Raw genomic sequence first — 20,186 nt, 5'->3', positions numbered from 1 at the left:
CCGGGGCACTCACAAAAAAGCCCTCACAATGAGGGCTGAAATTCCAGTCTAGAGAGAATGAACTGGTGAGGACGCCGGTACCTGGTACGCTTACTACTTCCACGACCGCAATTTGTGGCCTTTCAGCGCGTAATAAAGAATGAAAAGGTAACAGGGCAACGCTATCCAGTAGCCGTTTACGACAGCGCCAGAGACCTCTCCGATCTTGCCAAAGGCCAGTGGGATCACCGCACCGCCCGCGATTCCCATGATCAACAGTGCCGAACCCTGCGCAGTAAATTTACCCAACCCTTCCAGCGCCAGTGGCCACACCGTCGGCCAAACCAGGGCGTGAGCCAGCCCCATCAACGCGACAAAGAAAACGGGGTCAGGCACGGGCGGAATTCCGCTCCACCCCCAGATCGCGGCGGATATGGCACTGCTTTGCGCAGAACTGAACACGGCCCCCAGCACACACAGGCAACCGGCAACCGCCGATCCGGTGAGTGCGCTCGGCTGACTGATACGGCGCGGAATGAACAGCACACCCAGGAGATAGCCGATCACCATGAAGACCATGGTGTAGGAGGTAAGAGAACCGAAATTCGCGACACCCAGCGATTCACCGTAAAGGCCAATGGTGTCTCCGGCAATCACTTCCACCCCCACATAGGCGAACAGGGCCAGGGCTCCCAGTATGACCTGGGGAAACTTCCAGATACCGGAGCGCCCCTCTGAATTTTCAGAGGCGCCGTCTTCGATTTCCGGCAGTGGCGAGAATTTCACAAACCCCACCAGCAGAAACAGCAGCGCCGCCATGTAGATGTACGGCATGACCAGTCGGTTGGCGACTTCTGCCAGCATCGCTTCGCGCTCGGCGCCAGCCAGTTGGGCAACCGCCTGCGAATTGAAATCTGACAGTCCGGACAGCACCAGTGCCGTGAATACCAGCGGCGCGAGCACACCCGCACTTTTGTTGATAATCCCCATGATCGCGATGCGGGTCGCGGCACTCTCGACGGGACCGATTTTCACCACGTAGGGGTTCGATGCTGTTTGCAGGATTGTCAGCCCCGCCCCCAGACCGAACAGTGCCAGCAGAAAAATGGGGTAGCTTCCCAACTGCGCAGCGGGAATAAAAATCAACGCCGATACACCCATGATCGCGAGGCCGATTGCCATGCCGTCGCGGTAGCCGGTGCGGCGCAGTATCAGGGACATGGGCAGGGCCATCACCGTATAGGCAATATAAAACGCGAAGGTAACGAACAGCGCCTCGAAGCCATTCAGGTCACACAGAATTTTCAGAAATGGAATCAGTGATCCATTGAGCCAGGTCACAAACCCGAAAATAAAAAACAGCATACCGATAACACTCATCGGCAGCAGGCTGCTTCGGCTGGCCGCCGTGGCCGCAGATTGCGAGATTGCAGTACTCATTTCGACACCTGAATATCACCGCTAAAAAGAACCCGGCGCCAAGGTGGCGCCGGGTGGCTTTGCTCAAATATCAGAAATGGGCACTGGCACCCAGGTTGATGGTTCGGCCATAGCGCTCCAAGTGGCTGACCTGGTTCGAACGCATGACGTAACCCCAGTTACGCTCGTTGGTGAGGTTGGTCACACTCAGGCTGATGTTGTAGTTATCAGTCACGTCGTAGTCCGCGCTGAAATCCAGCTGACCGTAGGCCGAATTCCAGCTGGGGCCGCCCCAATCTTCTGGGTTGACCAGCACCTTGCCGCGCCAGTTGTAGGCCAGGCGCGCCTGGGCGCCGTCTTTCTCGTAGTACACCACGGCGTTATACGAATTTTGCGGCATGCCCACGAAGGGCAGACCTGCCTTGCGACGCTCGGGATCGTCGTATTCACTGTCAACATAGGTGTAGTTGACCTGCACCCCGAAACCGTCGAGCGGAGCCGGCAGAATGTTGCTCAGGGATTGCTGGTAGGTCAGTTCAGCACCGCGGACCATCGCGCCCTTGTCGCCGTTCACCGAACTGTAGACATCGAAGTCGTAACCATCGATGGTCCTGGTGCCGTTGCGGCCGTACTCGGTAAAGGAGTTGATATCCTTGAAGAACAGTGTGCTGGTCAGGGCGCCGTAGTCGGAGAAATACCACTCCAGTGATGTGTCCAGCTGGTTCGCGCGCATCGGCTCCAGCCCAGGGTTGGAGGTATGTAACTGGAATTTGTTCAGGTCGAGATAACCGTAGGCCTGCAGCGAGTCGATGCTCGGACGCGTGATGACCTTGGCGAGATCGAGGCGATAGACCAGCTCATCGGTCAGGTTCCATTTCAGGTTCATGCTCGGCAGGGCATCGACATAGGAATCGTCAAAATCCATCTTGTGCTGGTAGTCGGCCAGGGTACCCACAACCTTGACACCCGCACTCGGGTCGGATTCCAGCTTCACTTCACCCGGATCCAGGGAGTAGCCGGAACTGTCGACCGACGTCTGAATCACGCGCACACCGAAGTTGGCGATCAGCGGGCGATCCAGCAGGCTTGTTTCCATATCCCCCTGAATGTAGGCCGCCAGCGTCGATTCACCGACGTCAAACGACTGGGTCGGCTGGTAGGTAGCGCGGACCAGTGCGGCACCCTCCGGGCTGATGCCCTCGTAATAAGCCATCAGCTTGTTGTAATCGAAGCTCGGCCAGGGTGCCGGCAACTTGCTGGACTCGCCGTCGAGGAAGTTGTCGAACCGCGGCGCTTGCATGACATCGGCGGGCAGACGGAAGAACTGCAGGCCGCTGATGGTTTGCACCGTCGACAGGTCCGGAGTGAAATCCGGGTAGGACTGGAAGTAGTAGCCACCATTACTGAACATCGACGGGTTGGTAGAGGCGTAGGTGATCCGGTCTTTACCGTGGTCGCCGAGGTTCAGGCCAAACTTAACTGAATTGAACAGACCGTGCTGCGGCGCCCAGTCCGCGTCGAGGCGGAATTCGGACACGGCATCCTTGATGGTGCTGCCGGAGTTCCAGCTGTAGTGCGCGCCGAACGGTGAGTCGTAGCTCAGGGCGGGAGTCATGGTGACATCGGGGAGGTAGTTGCTATTTGACGCATCGATGCGGACCTGGTCCACAAAGCCGCGCACTACTACATAGCGGTTGTCGCCAGTATTGCGGCTCTCCGCTTCGGAGTGTGAGACATCCATCGCCACACGGAAATTATCGCTGACATCCCAGGCGACATTGGTGCCCACCTGGTAGGTCTGGGTATTGCGCGGGGTGGTCGTATTGAGGATTTCCACCATGGCCCCGTCGGTCAGCGTCAGCGCATTGACCAATCCATCCTTGTTGAACTGCAGGTCTCCGACACTGGGCACCCCGGGTGTCCACCACTCATCGTAGGTCACGAAGGAAGCCTGGGACTCCTCGCCGTTGGTGTCATAGGACGAGTAGATACCATCGAAGTTGACTTCGACATCGTCGCGCGGGCGCCACTGCAGCGCCAGGTTCGCACCAATGCGTTTGCGGGTATCCTGCCAGTTGCGGAACTGGACGTAGCCGGGAATCACAGTGCCGTATTCGTTGTCCACCGCCGGGTCAAACTCGCCGTCGCCATCCATGTCCTGACGCACGGTCATCCAGTCTTCCGCACCTTCATTGTAAAAACCGCTGCCGTAATAGCCGTCGGTACGCAGGGTACGCTCGGAGTAAACGCCGGTCAGCAGCGCGCCGAATTTGCCATCGAGAAACGTATCGCTGACAAGGAAAGAGGCTTGCGGGTTGGTGTCTTTGGTGCGGTCTTCATAAATTCCCTTCACCGACGCCTGCGCCACCAAACCGGGGAAGTCCATCGGGCGACGGGTCTGGATATTGATCACCGAGCCGATACCGCCCTCCTGGGTCTTGGCCACCGGTGATTTGTAAACTTCCACCCCCTTGAGCAGTTCCGAAGCAATCAGGTCAAAGTTGAAGTTGCGGCTGCTATCCTCGGAAGCCATGCGGCGACCGTTGATGGTTGTCACGTTGTAGTCGCCACCGAGACCGCGCACGGTGACCTTCTGGCCCTCACCCGCGTTGCGGGTGATGGTGACACCACTCATGCGCTGGAGTGCTTCGGCAATATTCTGGTCGGGGAACTTGCCGATATCCTCGGCAACGATGGAATCCACCACGTTGATCGAGTCCCGCTTGATATCCAGGGAACTTTTGATACTGCTGCGGATACCGGTAACTTCTACCTCTTCCACCGCTGTCGCTGCAGTAGAGTCAGAGGCGACCTTGCTCTCTTCGATGTCCGTGTCCTGCGCTACAGCTTGCGATGCCATCACCAGCGCACCGATCACCAGGCTCAGTGTTCTTCTTTTGTTGTCGATCATAATTACATACCCAAATTATTGTCGTGTGTGTGGTTGTAATCGGGCACAGCGCACAAACTGCAGGCGTACAGCGGCCCCTTCGCCTGAAACAGGCAAATAACGGTATTTATGGTGTAAATCTTGCGGCCGTCCCTGGCCGGAGAATTGCGCTCTCGCTTAGCTCACGATGCCCAGCGGCTCCCGCGTCTGCCAGCCACCGCGGGTGAAATCCGGGAAGTCCTTGCTGTTGCCGCGGTCCGCCACCGATGCCTCGGAAAGTGCAGTTACCGAAGACAGGGCAGCCGCATCGTAGACATCCTGATCCAGGGGCTGGCCATTGCGCAGGCAATACACCATGCGCCACAGCATCAGGAAGTCCATACCACCGTGACCTCCGGCGTGCTCGGCCTCCCTACCCATGCGACGCCAGAGCGGGTGGTCGTACTTGCCGTGCCAGTAATCCATATCGAAGTCCCACTCTTCGTATTCCTTGCGGCCGCCCTCTTCCAGTGCAATTCGATTGGGATAACCGGCAAAGACACCATTGGTGCCCATGATCAGATTGCGGCGGGAATAGGGACGCGGCGTGGTGGTATCGTGCTGGACCATGATGGTGCGGCCTTTCACGGTCTTGATCAGGCTGGTGTTCATGTCACCGCAGATGTATTTCGCCTGGTTGAGCGGGTGATCCGCCGGGAATTCGCGCTTGGCATATTGCGCACGGCCCAGCGCCGGGCTGCTCATGGAAGAGAGGTAATCAAAACGGTCACCGCGGTTGACTCCCATGTACTGGGCAATGGGTCCCAGGCCGTGGGTCGGATAGAGGTTGGCGTCGCGCAGGGTGTGCCACTTGGTCCGCCAGGACCCGGTCATGCGGTCAATCTCCTTCATCTGCCAGCGCAGCTCGTGGAGATAGGCCCCCTCACCGTGGAGCAGGTCACCCAACATGCCCATGCGCACCAGGTTCAGAGCCATCAGCTCATCGCGGCCGTAGCAGCAGTTTTCCATCATCATGCAGTTCTTCTGCGTCTTCTCCGCAGTGTCCACCAGCAACCAGCATTCCTCGAGCGTGGTTGCCGCCGGCACTTCCACCATCGCGTGCTTGTCTCTCAGCATCGCATCTACGGCCATCGGCGTGTGCCAGCGCCAGGGGGTGGAAATAATCACGATGTCGATATCGTTGCGATCGAGAAGTTCGCGATAGGAGTACTCGTCCTTGCCGTAAGTGGCCGGCTTGGGTCGCCCGGTTTTCACCACAATATTGAAGGCACGATCCAGCACCTGCTGGTCCGTGTCACAGATCGCCTTGATGTCCACGCCGTCGAGATTGGCGAAATGGGCGACGTGACCGACGCCGCGCTGCCCCAAACCGATCAACCCCACCCGGACAGTCTCCATGCGCGGCACCACAAGCCCGGCGACAGACTGCTGGCCTTTGGCCCTGGGACCGGCCTTGGCGCTGGCCCGGATGGATGCCGCTGTGGAACAGCCAGCGGCCGTTGCTACCGCTGCGGCTGTCAGGCCGGCTTTCAGAAACTTTCGACGATTTATTTCACTCATTTATTTTTACCTCGGCTCCAGCGATGCGGTGTTCGATGGAATGAGACAATAACCAAGCGAAACCAAGCGTTCAACAAGAAAAAGTTTCAAAAACTTTCACATATTAATGGAGAAACATAGGGAAACGTTAGAGACTAGCGTATAAGCCATTGTTTATATTGGGATTACACAAACCGAAAGCCTTTGAAAAATAAATTCATTTTGAAAGCTTGCAAAAGTAACGTAGAATACCGACAGGCTTCGCGAAAGAATGACTTATGACCACGAACACCATTGAACGCAGACACGACATCGTGCAGACGACCCTGGATGCAGGGCGCGTCCTGGTACCGGAACTGGCGGAAAAGTACGGGGTATCGACGGTGACCATCCGCGGCGACCTCAACTACCTGGACCAGAAGGGGCTGCTAGTACGCACCCGCGGCGGTGCCGTGGCCAGCAATCGCGTCAGCCAGGAATTGTCGGTGCGGGAAAAGGTGACCGAGCATCTCGACATCAAGCGCCGCCTGGCCGCCGCAGCTGCACAGGAAATTGGGGAACAGGACACCATCATCCTGGATTCCGGCACCACGACCGCTGAAATCGCCCGGCAGTTGCACCAGTTCCGCCGCCTGATCGTCATGACCAATGGTCTCAACGTGGCGCAGCAGCTGGTGGATGCGGACGGTGTGGAAGTCCTGATGACGGGTGGCACGCTGCGCAAGAAATCCCTGTCGTTCTACGGACGCGCCGCGGAGGACACCCTGCAGTGTTACCACTTCGACAAGGTCTTTCTCGGCGTGGACGGCATCGATTTTCAGGGCGGCATTACCACCCACTTCGAATACGAGGCCAACCTGAATCGACTGATGTGCAAGGTCGCCCGCCAGGTGATTGCGGTGACCGACTCTTCCAAGTTCAAGCGCTCCGGAGTCCACAAAATCTGCGATTTCAGCGAGCTCGACGTCCTGATTACCGACAGCGGGATACCGCAGGCGTTTCACGACGTCATGACCGAAGCCGGCGTCAGGGTAGTCATCGTTGACTAGGGAACCTCTGAATAACGCCGTAATGTCTCTGCGAGACCTGAAGGCTGCAGATGTTAGGCGCAGCGCGCCATGAATGGCCGTCGCCCTTTGCAAGAGCTGCAACGCAGCAGCTGCGGCCTTCAGGGCCCGCCCGGCGGGGCTTTCAGAGGTTCCCTACAAATCCCTATGTATAAGAGTGACCGAAAAAAAGGATTTACCATGCTGCAACAACTGATCAGGAAAAACCTCGACGGTGCCCCGCAAGGTATATACGCGATCTGTTCCGCCCACGGCCTGGTTCTGGAAGCCGCAATGGAGCAGGCACGGGCGGATGGCACTCCGCTCCTGATCGAGGCCACCGCCAATCAGGTCAATCAGTTCGGTGGCTACACCGGTATGCAGCCGGTGGATTTTTTCGACTATGTCATGACGCTCGCTGCCCGCGCCGAACTCGATCCGTCCAAGATTATCCTCGGCGGTGACCACCTGGGTCCCGTGTGCTGGCAGGCAGAACCAGCCGCTGAAGCGATGGCCAAGGCTCGCGACCTGGTAGAAGCCTACGTAAGCGCCGGTTTTACCAAGATCCACCTGGACTGCAGCATGCCCTGCGCCGATGACCAGCTGCCGCTGGCCGATGAAATCATTGCCGAGCGCGCCGCTGACCTGTGCCGCGCGGCCGAGGGTGCCGCCGCACGGTGCGGCATACCGGACACAGTGATGTACGTCATCGGTACCGAAGTCCCTCCCCCGGGCGGCGCCAAAGAGGAAATTACCGAGCTTGAAGTCACCTCGGCCGCACACGCCCGCAACACGATCGAGCTGCACCGCAAAGCCTTTGCCCGCCGCGATCTCGACCACGCCTGGTCCCGGGTGATCGGACTCGTCGTCCAGCCAGGAGTGGAGTTCGACCACACGTCAGTGATCGACTACCAACCGCACAAAGTCGGTCAACTCAGGGCTCTGGCAAAAGAAACTGGCAGTATCGCCTTCGAAGCCCACTCGACGGATTACCAGACTGAAGACAACTACAATCAGCTGGTAAGGGATCACTTCGCGATTCTCAAGGTGGGGCCGCAACTGACATTCGCTCTGCGCGAAGCGCTTTTTGCCCTCAGCTATATCGAAGACGAGCTGCCCGACATTGCTGAGAAATCCGCCCTGCGCGCCGTGTGCGAATCCCGTATGCAGGCGGAACCCCGGTACTGGCGGAGTTTTTACGATGTGGCGGCGGAAAAGCAGCCGCTGTACCGGCGCTATAGTTACAGCGACCGCATCCGCTATTACTGGCCTGACAAAGAAGTACAGGCGGCAGTGACCCGGCTGCTGGACAACCTGTCTGCTACCGCCATTCCGCTGCCACTGTTGAGCCAGTTTTTTCCGCAAGAATATCGACTGGTTCGCCGGGGCCAGCTCGCCAACGAGGCCGGTGCGCTGATCAAAGCTCGCATTCGCCAGGTGACCACCGCCTATGCCAACGCCTGCTGGAAGCAGTAACACAGGATAATAACGATGTATAAAGCCCTGAATATCGACCCCACGGCCTTGCGCCAGAGCGAGGGAGAGCACACTGCGCGCGAAATTGCCCAGCAGCCGGATGCCTGGGAACGCACCGCAGCCCTGGTCGATGGCCAGCGCGCTCAGCTGGATCAATGGCTCCAGCCCCTGCTGCTGCAGAACGATCTGCGCTTCATCCTCACCGGTGCCGGCACTTCGGCCTATGCCGGGGAAACACTCGCACCCCATCTCACCCGAGTCTTGGAGCGCCGTGTCGAAGCCATCAGTACGACGGATCTGGTGAGCAACCCACACGATTATTTCCTGCGCCAGAAACCGACCCTGCTGGTGTCTTACGCCCGCTCCGGCAACAGTCCCGAAAGCGTCGGCGCCTATGACCTGGCCAACCAGTGTGTGGACAACTGCTACCATCTGGTGATCACTTGTAACCGCGAGGGCGAACTGGCCGCACGTGCCCAGGACAGCGACAACAGTTACTCGCTGCTGATGCCGGAAGAGACCCTCGACCAGAGTTTTGCCATGACCAGCAGCTTCACCTCCATGCTGCTGGCCACGCTAGAAGTTTTTACCCCACAGCCGGGCCAACTGCCGGCACTGGCGGCCCTGACCCGCACCCTGCTGGACACACGCCTCGAGGGTATCCAGGCGCTGGCCGAGAAAAATTTTCGCCGTGTGGTCTTCCTCGGCGCCGGCGGACTGAAGGGCATCGCCACCGAAGCCGCACTGAAAATGCTCGAGCTCACCGCCGGCAAGGTGGACTGCCACGCGGAGAGTCCGCTGGGCTTCCGCCACGGTCCCAAATCGATGCTGGATGAAAGAACACTGGTAGTACTCCTGCACAGCAACGATGCCTACTGCCGCCGCTATGACGACGACCTGCTCGCCGAGCTGCAGCGCGACGGCACTACCGATTGGATCGCATGCCCCGCGGCATTTGCCGATACTGCCGAACTCGGAGAGGCTTGGCTCGCGTTGTATTACATCGTATTTGCGCAGCTGCTGGCCTTCTATAAATCTCTCGATCTGGGCATCACTCCCGACAACCCCTGCCCCACCGGCGAGGTCAATCGCGTGGTACAGGGCGTGACCATTTACAAGCTCGCAGGGTAGACAGAAAGTTGATTTACGGACTGGATATCGGCGGCACCAAGATCGAGTTCACCTGCTTCGATGACGACCTGCACAAGCTGGACAGTCAGCGCACCGCAACACCTGTCGATGACTTCCAGAAGTTTATCGACACACTGGTAACTCTGATCCAACACGCGGACGAGCAATACGCCTGCCAGGGCATTATCGGAATTGGCATGCCCGGAGTGATCGATACCAGAGGGCGCTCGCTCTCCGCCAATGTTCCCTGTGCAACCGGCAGAAAGGTCGCGGAGACATTAACCGCGCGCCTGAAACGCCCGGTGGCAGTTGAAAATGACTGCCGCCTGTTCGCGCTATCGGAAGCACACGGCGGCGCTGGCGCAGGTTACTCCCATGTATATGGCGCGATTCTGGGCACCGGTGCCGCGGGCGGACTGGTGGTAGACGGCAATCTCTACCGCAGCCGCCAGGGAATTGCCGGCGAGTACGGGCACCACCCCCTGCCCGCCACCCTACGGGAAAAATACCAGTTACCACTGTTGAACTGCGGCTGCGGACTTACTGGCTGCCTGGAGCCATATATCGCCGGCCCAGGCCTCGCCAACCTGCACCGTCACCGCTGCGGGGAATCCGTCGATGTTCCCGCGCTGGTCGAACGCTGGCGCGCCGGCGATAAAGACGCTATCGCCACCCGGGAAATTCACATGGATCTGCTGGGCGCTGCCTTTGCCAACCTGACAATTGCCTATGACCCGGACATCATCGTGATGGGTGGCGGTCTGTCCCGTATCGAGGAAATGTACCGCGATTTACCACAGGCAATAGAAAGTCACCTGTTTGCCGGTTTCAACGCCCCTATTATCGCGCCACCGAAATTTGGCGATGCCAGTGGCGCCCGCGGCGCCGCCCTGCTTGCTCGCCAGACACTGGGAAAGTGACGATGTATTCCGACAGTTACACGCTACGGCCCGCAAAAATTTTTACCGAGGCGGCAGAAGTAAGCGACCGCTACCTCCGCATCGAAAAAGGCCGCATTGCCGCGATTACCGAAACACCGGGCGACGACCTCCCTGTCGTCGAACTCCCCGGGACCACCTTGCTGCCGGGACTGATCGATCTGCATATCCACGGCCGCGAAGGTTGCGACGTGATGGATGCTACGCCCGAGGCCATCGCCACCATCTCGCGCTCGCTGGCCCGGCACGGCGTCACCGGCTTTCTCGCCACCACCGTCACCAGCAGCTGGGAGGAAACCCTGGCCGCCATGGACAATCTTGGCCGCGCCGCACAATCGACCCAGCCCGGTGCGCAGGTGCTCGGCGGTTACAGCGAGGGCCTGTTTTTTGCCAGTGCGCACAAGGGCGCCCACAACGACCACTACTTCCTCGCACCGACCATTGAGCGAATGGATGCCCTGCTGGAAGCTTCCCACGACGAACTGAAAGTCATCGCCCTGGCACCGGAAGTGGATGGTGCCATGGATATTATTCCCTACCTGAAATCCCGCGGCGTAAGGGTCATGATCGGCCACACCGATGCTACCTACGACCAGACCCGCGGGGCGCTGGACGCCGGCGCCTGCGGCGGCGTCCACGTTTTCAATGGTATGCGTGGCATCCACCACCGCGAGCCCGGCTGCACCGGCGCCGTTCTGGTGCACGACGCCAATGTGGAAGTCATCGCCGACGGTGTACACCTGCACCCGGCCATCCTGCAGATGATCTGCAAACTGAAGGACCCGTCGCGGGTGACGCTGATCAGCGACTGTATCAACGCCGGCGGCCTCGACGACGGGCGCTACCAGCTCGGCAAGATGGACATCAACCTCAAGGCTGGTGTCGCCCGCACCGACAGCGGTTCGCTCGCCGGCAGCACCCTGACACTCGAACGCGCCGCCGCCAACCTGCATCAACTGGCCGGTATCGAATTTCGCGACGCGGTGCATATGGCGAGCCTGTCGCCGGCAAAATTCCTCGGTATCGATGAGCGCACCGGCTCCATTGCTCCGGGCAAGGATGCCGACCTCGCCGTGCTCGGCGAAGACGGCACTGTGCTGGCGACTTTCGTGGCAGGCCGCCCGGTGTTCTGTGACGCAGCACTGGAAAAGCAGCTCACCGCCCTTCGTTAGTCGGCAAAATACTGCCAACAAGAAAACCGGCCCACAGGCCGGTAACATTTGCAGGGATTACGGTCCCGATCAGGCAGATTCAGCCACCTCCAGTTCGGCGCGCAGCGAGCGCGCTGCCTCCACCATATTCAGCAGGGCCGAACCGACTTCCGCCCAGTTGCGGGTCTTCAGTCCGCAGTCCGGGTTCACCCACAGTTTTTCCCGCGGAATCACTTCCAGCAACTGGCGCAGCCGCGCAACCAGCTCTGCACGCTCCGGCACATTGGGCGAGTGGATATCGTAGATACCCGGACCGATTTCGTTCGGGTAGCCGCCCTGCCGGCCGGCGAAAGCGTCCAACAAACGCAGTTCCGAGCGCGCGGATTCAATGGTGATGACATCCGCATCCAGCGCCACGATCGCATCCATGATCGCGTTGAAATTGCTGTAACACATATGGGTGTGGATCTGGGTCTCCGGCTGCACCTTGGCACAGGTGTAGCGGAAACAGGCCACCGCCCAGTCGAAGTAATCCCGGTGCTCCGAGTCGCGCAACGGCACGCCCTCGCGCAAAGCCGGCTCGTCGATCTGGATAATGCCGATATCAGCGGCTTCCAGGTCCAGCACTTCCTGCCGCAGCGCTTTCGCAATCTGCAGGCAGCTTTCACTGCGCGGGATATCCTCACGCGGGAAAGACCAGTTGAGAATGGTCACCGGGCCGGTGAGCATGCCCTTGACCGGTTTTTTCGTCAGGCTCTGGGCGTGGCGACTCCATTCCACGGTCATGGGTTGCGGCCGGGAAATATCGCCGAAAATAACCGGCGGCTTGACGCAGCGCGAACCGTAGCTCTGCACCCAGCCGTTGCCGGTGTGCACGAAGCCGTCCAGCTGCTCGCCAAAATACTCGACCATATCATTGCGCTCGGCCTCACCGTGTACCAGCACATCGAGACCGAGAATTTCCTGGCGGCGGATCGCCTCGGCAATTTCCGCGCGCAGGTGATCCTCGTAATCGGTCCGGGAAATCTCGTCCTTGCGAAAGCGGCTGCGCACCTCGCGCAGCAGGTCCGTCTGCGGGAATGAACCGATGGTAGTGGTGGGCAGCAGCGGCAGCTGCCAGCGCGCCCGCTGCAGTGGCGCGCGCTCGGCGTAGGACTGCGGGCGCCAGGTGTCCGCCAGTGCCTCAGTGGTGTTTGCGGGGACAGCGGGCGCTCCATCGCCTTCAGCAATTTTGGCATTGGCGTCATCCAGCATTGTTTGCAGCTGCTTCAGCTCGTCGAGTTTCTGCCGCGCGTAGGCCAGCTTCTGCCGCTTTGCTTCCTCCAACGCCTGCTCGGTTTCGAGGTCCACCGGGCAGTGCAGCAGTGAACAGCTGGCCGACAGCCACAGGCGTTCGCCCAGCGCTTGCTGCACCGGCTGCAGCTGGGCCTGAAGTCTGCCCAGGTCGGCGCGCCAGATATTACGCCCGTTCAGCACCCCCAGCGACAGTACCTGCTCCGCTCCCAGGGTTTCCACGGCCGCGGGCAACTCTTCGGGCGCGCGCACGCAGTCGATGTGGACACCGGCTACCGGCAGCGAAAACGCAAGGGACAGGTTTTCCCGCAGCGGGGAAAAATAGCTGGCGAGCAACAGCCTGATCGCCGTTGCGGCACCGCCGATCTGTGCATAGGCCGGCGCAAATGCGTCGCGCCATGCCGCCGGCAGGTCCAGACCGAGAATTGGCTCGTCGATCTGCACCCATTCCACGCCGATATCCGCCAGCTGCCGCAGCAACTGCTCGTAGCAGGGCAGCAGTTGCGGCAACAACGCCAGGGCATCCCCGTCGCTGCGCCCGAGCCACAGGTAAGTGAGCGGCCCGATAATGACCGGCTTGACGGCATGGCCTTCCCCTTGCGCCTCGCGCACCTCGTCGAGCAGCCAACTGCTATCCAAAGTAAATTCCTGGTTGGCGGCAAATTCCGGCACCAGGTAGTGGTAATTGGTATCAAACCACTTGGTCATCGCACTGGCCGCCGCCGGCTCGCCGGACGGCGCGCGGCCGCGCGCCAGGCGGAAATACTGATCCAGTCGGTTGTCGGCGGCGCCCTCGCTGAAGCGCGCCGGCACGGCACCGAACAGCAGCGTGTGGTTCAGCAACTGGTCGTACCAGGCGAAATCCCCCACCGTGACCAGATCCAGGCCCGCATCGTGCTGCGCCTTCCAGTTGTCGCGGCGGATCGCGGCACCCGCCCGTAGCAGTTCCGCCTGCGTGACGTCACCGCGCCAATATGCCTCCAGGGCTTTCTTCAGTTCGCGCTGCGCGCCGATGCGCGGGTAACCAAGAATATGTGTCTGTGCCATCAGAGTTTCCCCAAATCCATTGATGCCATCGCCTGCCCGGCGGTGGCTGTCGAAATTCGGGGTTGATTCTGCGGGCCGCCTCATATTCAATCAATTTCATATTTTTTGCCTAAAACATGAATATTTCTAAAGATGATTGAATTGCGGCATTTGAAGGCATTGGCGCTGCTGCGGGAGACCGGCAGCATGGTGCGCGCCGCCGAGCGCATGCACTTGACCCAGTCCGCCCTGTCCCACCTGTTTCGCGAACTGGAAGACCGCCACGAGCAGGCACTGTTCGTGCGCAAATCGCGCCCACTGCGCTTTACCAGCGCCGGGCTGCGCCTGCTGCAATTGGCGGATAACGTTTTACCGCAAGTGGCCGTCGCCCAGCGGGATCTGGCGCGATTGGCGTCCGGACAGGCGGGTCGCCTGAACATCGCCATCGAGTGCCACAGCTGCTACCAGTGGCTGATGCCGACACTGGATGCCTACCGGGACGACTGGCCGGAAGTTGAACTGGACCTGTCCAGCGGCTTCCATTTCGCCCCGCTGCCGGCGCTGGTGCGCGGGGACCTCGACCTGGTGGTTACCAGCAATCCGGATGAATCCCTGAAAGGCATCCACTACGAGCCGCTGTTCAGTTTTGAAATGTGCCTTGCGGTCAGCCGCAAACACGCACTGGCAGAAAAGAAATGGGTCACCCCGGAAGACCTGACTGACGAAATACAGATCACTTATCCGGTCGAGCGCGAGCGGCTGGATGTTTTCCAGCACTTTCTCGAGCCGGCCAGCATCGAGCCAGCGGATATCCGCACGGTGGAACTGACAGTGATGATGGTCCAGCTGGTGGTGAGTGGACGCGGTGTGTGTGCGCTCCCTAACTGGGCGCTGCACGAATACCTGCAAAAGGGCTTTGTCAGCCAGTTACGACTGGGGAAAGAAGGCTTATGGAGCACACTCTATGCCGCAGTGCGGGAAGAGATGCTGGAACAGGCATTTTTACGGGACTTCTTTGAGACAGCGCGCAACACCTGCTTCGGCAGCCTGAACGGTATTCGCGGTATCTAAATCCAGCCCCGCCGTTCCTCCTGCACCGGCTCGATAAAAAATCAAAAGGCGAACCGGAGTTCGCCTAAAAAATTGCGGGTCTGGGAAAATCGGGGAAGGTGCAATGATCAGGGTTCCGACCAGCGCCGCAGCAAGTTGTGGTAGACCCCGGTCTGCGCGACGATCGCCTCGTGCTCACCCACCTCCTGACGTAGGCGGTTGATCGACATATCCAGATCGAAGAGCAGCGTACGCTGGCCGTCATCGCGCACCAGGCTCTGCAGCCAGAAAAATGAACAGATGCGGCTGCCCGCCGTCACCGGGGTGACCCGGTGCAGGCTGGTGGACGGATACAGCACCAGCGATCCCGCGGGCAACTTGACCTTGTGCGCACCGTAGGTGTCGTCGATCAGCAACTCACCGCCTTCATATTCATCCGGCTCGGAGAGAAACAGCGTGCACGACAGATCCGTGCGGATCTGTCCTCCAGTCGGCAAACGCCGGATGGCATTGTCCACATGGTTGTGAAAATGCTCTCCGCCCTCGTAGCGATTGAACAGTGGCGGGAACACGCGCTGCGGCAACGCCGCCGACATAAACAGGCCACTTTGGGCGAGCGCCTTCAGAATTACATCGCCGCACTCCCGCGCTGCGGGAGAGCCTTCCGGCAACTGCCGATTCTGCTTCGCCTGTGCAGACTGGTGTCCGGCAGTCACCCGGCCATCCACCCACTCTGCCTGCAACAGGGTCGCCTTCATGTCGGCGGCCTGTTGCGGGCGGAGGATTTCGGGAATTTCCAACAGCACGCTTAATTTCCCCTAATGAAATTAGTAATTGAAGTTCACGCTCAGCAGCGCAGTACGACCCAGCCCCGGGATAAAGTGACCTCCACCAACGTAGTCGATGTACTCTTCACCGGTCAGGTTCTGCAGGTTGAGTTGCGCACTGATATTTTCACTGAACGCGTAAACACCCGATGCCTCGAAAATCCAGTAATCCGGTGCCGTGCGCAGGTTGGACGTATTGTTGTAGCGGTCCCCCACATACTGCGCGCCCAAACCAAGCTGCAGCGTTTGTGTGACGATGTAATTGCCCCACAAATTGAAGGAGTGCTCCGGGGAGTTGGCCAGCTCCTTGCCGATCTCTTCCGGGTCTTTGCTCTCCATTACCTCGGTATCGAGGAACACGTAGCCGGCATTGAGGCTCAGGCGCTCGGTCAGTGAGCCGGCGACACCCAGTTCAACCCCTTGCACACGCTGCTCGCCGTCGAGCACCAGCACATCGTTGGGATCATCCGGATCCTGCGTGCGCGCATTGACCTTATCGGTGCGGAACAGCGCGGCCGTCAGCAACAGGTTGCCATCGGCCACCTGCCACTTGGTACCCAGCTCGACACTGCGGTTTTCTTCCGGATCCAGGTCAGCAATGCCGGGCTGGCGGCTGCTGGTGGATATGGACAGAGCCTCCGCCGTCGGGTTAAACGAAGTGCCGTAGCCGAGGTAGAAAGTACCCTCTTCCACAGGCTTGAACACCACGCCAGTACGGTAACTCAACATGGAATCGGTGCGCTCCATCAGCGGGCTGCCGTCCGGCGTGTATTCCAGTTCGAAGTGGTCGTAACGCAGGCCACCGTTCACCTGCCACTGCTCGGTGATCTGCACGGAATCAGACAGGTAAGCTGCCAGCGTGGTGGAATCCGCCTTGCTGAAAGTGCCGGTGCGCTGGTAGTTCTCCAGCACCGGATCGTTCGGGTTGGGGTTGAACAGGTCCGTGGCCTGGGAATCTCCGCCGAGATTTTCCTGGGTGTAGCGCTTCTCCCCTTCCAGGCTGACTTCCGCACCCAGCAGGATCTTGTGCTCCCAGCGCTCACCGGGATTCACGGTCAGGGAAAGATCCGTCATGTTGCTGACGATGTCGTCGTCCTGGTCGCGATACTTGCGGTCGGTACGACGGATATCGCTGCTGTCGATACTGGCAAATCGCGGCGCGGTGATAAAGGAATCACGATATGTGGTGCCAACGCGAGTGACATTGCGCAGGCTGGCGTTATCACCGAGTTTTTGTTCAACCTGCACCGTACCCAGCGTAGTTTCGGTCTGCTCGAAATCCCGCGACTTGAGGCCATACCAGTTTTCGAAATCTACCGGTGCCGGCTGATCGGCGTACTCGGCTAGCGCCTCGTTGTTGGAGGGTACCCAGGGAATACCGTAATCCGGCACATTGTCCTGCTCCATATGAAACAGGCTCAATGTCACTTCGGTATCCGTATTCAGACCGAACGCCAGCGATGGCGCCACACCCCAGCGGGAATTGCTTACCTCGTTGCGGCCCGCCACATCCTGGTCGTGCACCATCAGGTTAACCCGTGCTGCGGCGTTATCGATTCCCTCCAGAGTGCGGTTCACATCCAGAGTGGCGCGGTGGTAATTGTCGGTGCCGGCAATGATATTGGAACTGGTAGAGTCGGCCATGCGGGGCGACTTGCTCACCAGGTTTACCGAACCACCTGTGGAACCGCGTCCCGAGTAATCGGAAGACGGCCCCTTGACCACTTCCACCTGTTCGAGGTTGAACGGGTCGCGGGTATAGCCGCCGAAGTCACGCACGTTGTCGACAAAAATATCGGTGCGCGCGTTGTAGCCGCGGATGGCAAACTGGTCACCGGCGGGCGTTCCACCTTCGCCGGCCTGCATGCTGATGCCGGACACATTGCGCAGCACGTCGCGCAGTGTGGTGGCGGCGCGCTGCTGCATGACCTCTTCGGAAATCACGTTGATGGTTTGTGCAGTATCCAGCAGCGGGCGCGGGAACTTGACGGAACTGGGCGCCTCTTCCTCCTGCTGATCCACAACCTGCACTTCTTCCGGCGCGCGCTCACTGTCTATGGCGGTTGCCACTTCCTGCGCCTGGGCGCCGGCAATCAAGGTACTGGCCATGGCCGCCGCCAGTGGAATCCTGGCGAAATTTTTGGCCAGCGGCTTTACCTTGAATGCGTCCATGGAATCGAGCGGTGCGAGTTTATCCATTGCACTCGGCAACTTGGTCATGATGATTAACCCCAACGAGATGTTATTGATGATTCAGCGTTATTAGCAAAGCTAATGCGAACGATTATCATTTATTAATGTAAAGCTGACAAGCCACATTCGCGAATTAGCGCTGCCTTCTTTTTCCAGGGCGGTACTGGAGTGGGAATCCATTGCCCGAGCGGCCAATGGAGGAAGCGCGAGCCGTAGTTAGTCGCCGCACGGCCGGCAGCCGCCAGATGGCAACTGCCGGCTCAATGCAATCATGCGGGATCGGTTGCCGGGCTGGCAGCCGTGTCGGCGCGGCGACGCCGGCGTCGATCGAGGAAAGCGCGGAAACGACGCAGTGACAGCGCCAGTCCGGTCCAAACCATCAGGACCGCGGCCAGTGAAGCCAACCCGGCGAGCGTCTGCCCCCAGAAGCCCAGAGCTTCACCGGTGTGCAGGAAGCGAATCCACGAGCGCCACTGGCGGCCAGTGGACTGATCGGAAAAGCTCTTTGCTGAAAGCACTTCGCCGCTGCGGCCGTCGATGGTCAGGCTGGAGCGTTTCTGCGGCTGGCCACCAGTACCACAGTCCACCTGCACCTCCACCCGGGTGTTATCGCCACGCGGCAACTCGACGGTCAGGCTGCGCCACCCGGCACTCTGGTTCGCAGCGGACTGCAGTGCATTTTCGAGGGAAACCTCGCGATTCAGCGCTGTGGGTGCATCGTCCCGCCCGCCCCGCGGAGGACCACCGCGCCCGCGTTGCGGCGCCTCTTCGCCGGCGAGCCGGAAGACCAGACCATTGGCCAAGGAATAGTTGAACACCGTCGCGGTGGCGATAATCACCGCCAGCGGCAGCGCCATCCAGAAACCGAACACGTGGTGCCAATTGAAGTCCCGCGCTTTGCCGGATTTGGCATTGGGGTGAAACCAGAGGCGCAGCCGGAAAGTACTCCAGCGATAGATGGCCGGCAGCCACAGATACAGACCACTCAGCACCAGGAACAGGAAGGCGAGGTTGCACGCGCCGGTGATCGCCCGGGCCAACCCGCGGTGTTCGTTGCCGGCATTGAACCAGCGGTGCCAGCGCACCACCGCATGAAAGAATTCCTCCAGCCGCTCACTGCCCGGCTGGTAGATCTCGCCAGTATAAGGATTCATGAAGCGGCTCTCGGCGCGGCCCTGGCGCAGTATCAGGGGGGCGTCCGCTTCCGCCGAAACAGAGACGCTGCTGGGCGCGAAACCGCTGTCCAGTGATGCTGCCAGCAGATCATCCAGCGGCAGCCGCTCCTGCCCGGGTGCCGGTTGCGCGCTGTAATGCTGGCTATCGCTCCAGGCGAGAATCTGCCGTTCATAGGTCAGCAGTACACCGGTGACCGACATCATCAGAATGACCAACCCGGCCACCACCCCGCTGACGAGGTGTACCCAGAAGATTCCCTTGCGCAACATGTCCTGAGCCCCAATAAGAGATGTTATTGTTTGCGAATGATAATGCTTACCACTTGCGCCGACAAGAAATAGTGGAGGAAGGAAGAGGAGCGCGTTGCAAAAAACCTGCAAGAACCGAAAAAAAATGGCTAAGATAAGCAGCTGCAATAACAGATGGGGAGAAATCCATGGACCAACCGGTAAAGAGCTGGCACCCGCTCAGTAAGGGACTGCACTGGCTGATCGCAATTCTGATTCTGTGTGCCTGGGGCTCGGTGGAGCTGCACGAGTCTTTCAGCAAGGGCGACCCGATGCGCGGCTGGTTGATGGTCTTCCACTTTTCGGCCGGTTTTACTGTGCTGTTGCTGGTATTTTTGCGGATGTACGGACGCGCGACCCATCCGCGTCCGAAGCTTTACGGCAGCGCCTGGCAGCGCCCCGTTTCCGTGCTGGTAGAAAGCCTGCTCTACGTCGCCATGCTCGGTATGCCGCTGACCGGTCTGGCCATGCGCCAGTTTGCCGGGCGCGACACCACCCTGTTCTGGCTGTTCGATCTCCCCTCCTTTGTCGAGAAGAACAAAGACGTTGCCAAGCAGCTGTCGTTCCTGCACCAGGAACTGATCTGGAACAGCCTGCTGGCACTACTGGTGTTACATATCTCCGGTGCGCTCTGGCACCACTTCGTGACCAAGGACGCTACGCTGCGGCATATGCTGCCCTGGGTGAAGTCGAACTGAGCCCGGGCGGGGTCAACGCCGGTTTCATTCCGGCCGCGCATTAAAAAAGGCGAACCGTTTTCGGATC

At 59.7% G+C, this 20,186-nt stretch carries 14 protein-coding genes; 7 read left to right on the top strand and 7 right to left on the bottom strand.

Features of this window, described 5'->3' with window-relative positions; all coding sequences use genetic code 11:
- Window positions 1-93 precede the first annotated feature (93 nt).
- From IG168_RS14535 to IG168_RS14525, 3 genes are all read right to left on the bottom strand, one after another.
- Window positions 94-1,419, bottom strand: coding sequence for a sugar MFS transporter (locus tag IG168_RS14535; RefSeq protein ID WP_193165128.1), 1,326 nt, complete (start codon window positions 1,417-1,419; stop codon window positions 94-96).
- Window positions 1,420-1,489: 70 nt separating this feature from the next.
- A complete protein-coding gene (locus IG168_RS14530; RefSeq protein WP_193165127.1) occupies window positions 1,490-4,309 on the bottom strand; it encodes a TonB-dependent receptor in 2,820 nt (939 codons plus the stop codon).
- 156 nt (window positions 4,310-4,465) lie between these two features.
- Window positions 4,466-5,848 (bottom strand): Gfo/Idh/MocA family protein, encoded by a 1,383-nt coding sequence (locus tag IG168_RS14525; RefSeq protein ID WP_193165126.1) that lies wholly within the window; start codon window positions 5,846-5,848, stop codon window positions 4,466-4,468.
- A 257-nt stretch (window positions 5,849-6,105) separates the two neighbouring features.
- Between IG168_RS14525 and agaR the strand changes: the two genes are divergently transcribed.
- The 5 genes from agaR to nagA all read left to right on the top strand — a co-directional run bounded on the left by agaR (window position 6,106) and on the right by nagA (window position 11,590).
- A complete protein-coding gene (gene agaR / locus IG168_RS14520; RefSeq protein ID WP_193165125.1) occupies window positions 6,106-6,876 on the top strand; it encodes a transcriptional repressor AgaR in 771 nt (256 codons plus the stop codon).
- Window positions 6,877-7,074: 198 nt separating this feature from the next.
- Window positions 7,075-8,349 (top strand): D-tagatose-bisphosphate aldolase, class II, non-catalytic subunit, encoded by a 1,275-nt coding sequence (locus tag IG168_RS14515; RefSeq protein ID WP_193165124.1) that lies wholly within the window; start codon window positions 7,075-7,077, stop codon window positions 8,347-8,349.
- A 15-nt stretch (window positions 8,350-8,364) separates the two neighbouring features.
- Window positions 8,365-9,480, top strand: a complete 1,116-nt coding sequence (locus IG168_RS14510; RefSeq protein WP_193165123.1) for an SIS domain-containing protein — start codon at window positions 8,365-8,367, stop codon at window positions 9,478-9,480.
- An 8-nt stretch (window positions 9,481-9,488) separates the two neighbouring features.
- Window positions 9,489-10,400 (top strand): ROK family protein, encoded by a 912-nt coding sequence (locus IG168_RS14505; protein WP_193165122.1) that lies wholly within the window; start codon window positions 9,489-9,491, stop codon window positions 10,398-10,400.
- A 2-nt stretch (window positions 10,401-10,402) separates the two neighbouring features.
- Window positions 10,403-11,590 (top strand): N-acetylglucosamine-6-phosphate deacetylase, encoded by a 1,188-nt coding sequence (gene nagA, locus IG168_RS14500; protein ID WP_193165121.1) that lies wholly within the window; start codon window positions 10,403-10,405, stop codon window positions 11,588-11,590.
- Window positions 11,591-11,659: 69 nt separating this feature from the next.
- Here the strand turns inward: nagA and metE are convergent, their stop codons facing one another.
- Window positions 11,660-13,909, bottom strand: coding sequence for a 5-methyltetrahydropteroyltriglutamate--homocysteine S-methyltransferase (gene metE / locus IG168_RS14495; RefSeq protein WP_193165120.1), 2,250 nt, complete (start codon window positions 13,907-13,909; stop codon window positions 11,660-11,662).
- Between the two features lie 132 nt (window positions 13,910-14,041).
- Between metE and IG168_RS14490 the strand changes: the two genes are divergently transcribed.
- Window positions 14,042-14,959 (top strand): LysR family transcriptional regulator, encoded by a 918-nt coding sequence (locus IG168_RS14490; RefSeq protein WP_193165119.1) that lies wholly within the window; start codon window positions 14,042-14,044, stop codon window positions 14,957-14,959.
- A gap of 107 nt (window positions 14,960-15,066) precedes the next feature.
- Here IG168_RS14490 and IG168_RS14485 read toward each other — a convergent pair whose 3' ends face one another.
- The 3 genes from IG168_RS14485 to IG168_RS14475 form a co-directional block, all read right to left on the bottom strand.
- Window positions 15,067-15,744, bottom strand: a complete 678-nt coding sequence (locus IG168_RS14485) for a Fe2+-dependent dioxygenase (protein WP_193165118.1) — start codon at window positions 15,742-15,744, stop codon at window positions 15,067-15,069.
- A 21-nt stretch (window positions 15,745-15,765) separates the two neighbouring features.
- Window positions 15,766-17,985: a TonB-dependent receptor gene (locus IG168_RS14480; RefSeq protein WP_193165117.1), complete on the bottom strand. Its 2,220-nt coding sequence runs from the start codon at window positions 17,983-17,985 to the stop codon at window positions 15,766-15,768.
- Between the two features lie 242 nt (window positions 17,986-18,227).
- Window positions 18,228-19,403, bottom strand: coding sequence for a PepSY-associated TM helix domain-containing protein (locus IG168_RS14475; RefSeq protein ID WP_193165116.1), 1,176 nt, complete (start codon window positions 19,401-19,403; stop codon window positions 18,228-18,230).
- A 167-nt stretch (window positions 19,404-19,570) separates the two neighbouring features.
- On the opposite strand from IG168_RS14475, the gene IG168_RS14470 reads away from it, so the two are divergent.
- Window positions 19,571-20,119, top strand: coding sequence for a cytochrome b (locus tag IG168_RS14470; RefSeq protein WP_193165115.1), 549 nt, complete (start codon window positions 19,571-19,573; stop codon window positions 20,117-20,119).
- Window positions 20,120-20,186 lie beyond the last annotated feature (67 nt).

Source organism: Microbulbifer hainanensis (assembly GCF_014904735.1).
In the GTDB taxonomy this organism is placed as follows: domain Bacteria; phylum Pseudomonadota; class Gammaproteobacteria; order Pseudomonadales; family Cellvibrionaceae; genus Microbulbifer; species Microbulbifer hainanensis.
This window is presented reverse-complemented; position numbering and strand designations above follow the sequence as displayed.

Coding starts and splice junctions, on each gene's coding strand:
- IG168_RS14535 (WP_193165128.1), bottom strand. CDS start 1,419: ATGAGTACTGCAATCTCGCAATCTGCGGCCACGGCGGCCAGCCGAAGC.
- IG168_RS14530 (WP_193165127.1), bottom strand. CDS start 4,309: ATGATCGACAACAAAAGAAGAACACTGAGCCTGGTGATCGGTGCGCTG.
- IG168_RS14525 (WP_193165126.1), bottom strand. CDS start 5,848: ATGAGTGAAATAAATCGTCGAAAGTTTCTGAAAGCCGGCCTGACAGCC.
- agaR (WP_193165125.1), top strand. CDS start 6,106: ATGACCACGAACACCATTGAACGCAGACACGACATCGTGCAGACGACC.
- IG168_RS14515 (WP_193165124.1), top strand. CDS start 7,075: ATGCTGCAACAACTGATCAGGAAAAACCTCGACGGTGCCCCGCAAGGT.
- IG168_RS14510 (WP_193165123.1), top strand. CDS start 8,365: ATGTATAAAGCCCTGAATATCGACCCCACGGCCTTGCGCCAGAGCGAG.
- nagA (WP_193165121.1), top strand. CDS start 10,403: ATGTATTCCGACAGTTACACGCTACGGCCCGCAAAAATTTTTACCGAG.
- metE (WP_193165120.1), bottom strand. CDS start 13,909: ATGGCACAGACACATATTCTTGGTTACCCGCGCATCGGCGCGCAGCGC.
- IG168_RS14490 (WP_193165119.1), top strand. CDS start 14,042: ATGATTGAATTGCGGCATTTGAAGGCATTGGCGCTGCTGCGGGAGACC.
- IG168_RS14480 (WP_193165117.1), bottom strand. CDS start 17,985: ATGACCAAGTTGCCGAGTGCAATGGATAAACTCGCACCGCTCGATTCC.
- IG168_RS14475 (WP_193165116.1), bottom strand. CDS start 19,403: ATGTTGCGCAAGGGAATCTTCTGGGTACACCTCGTCAGCGGGGTGGTG.
- IG168_RS14470 (WP_193165115.1), top strand. CDS start 19,571: ATGGACCAACCGGTAAAGAGCTGGCACCCGCTCAGTAAGGGACTGCAC.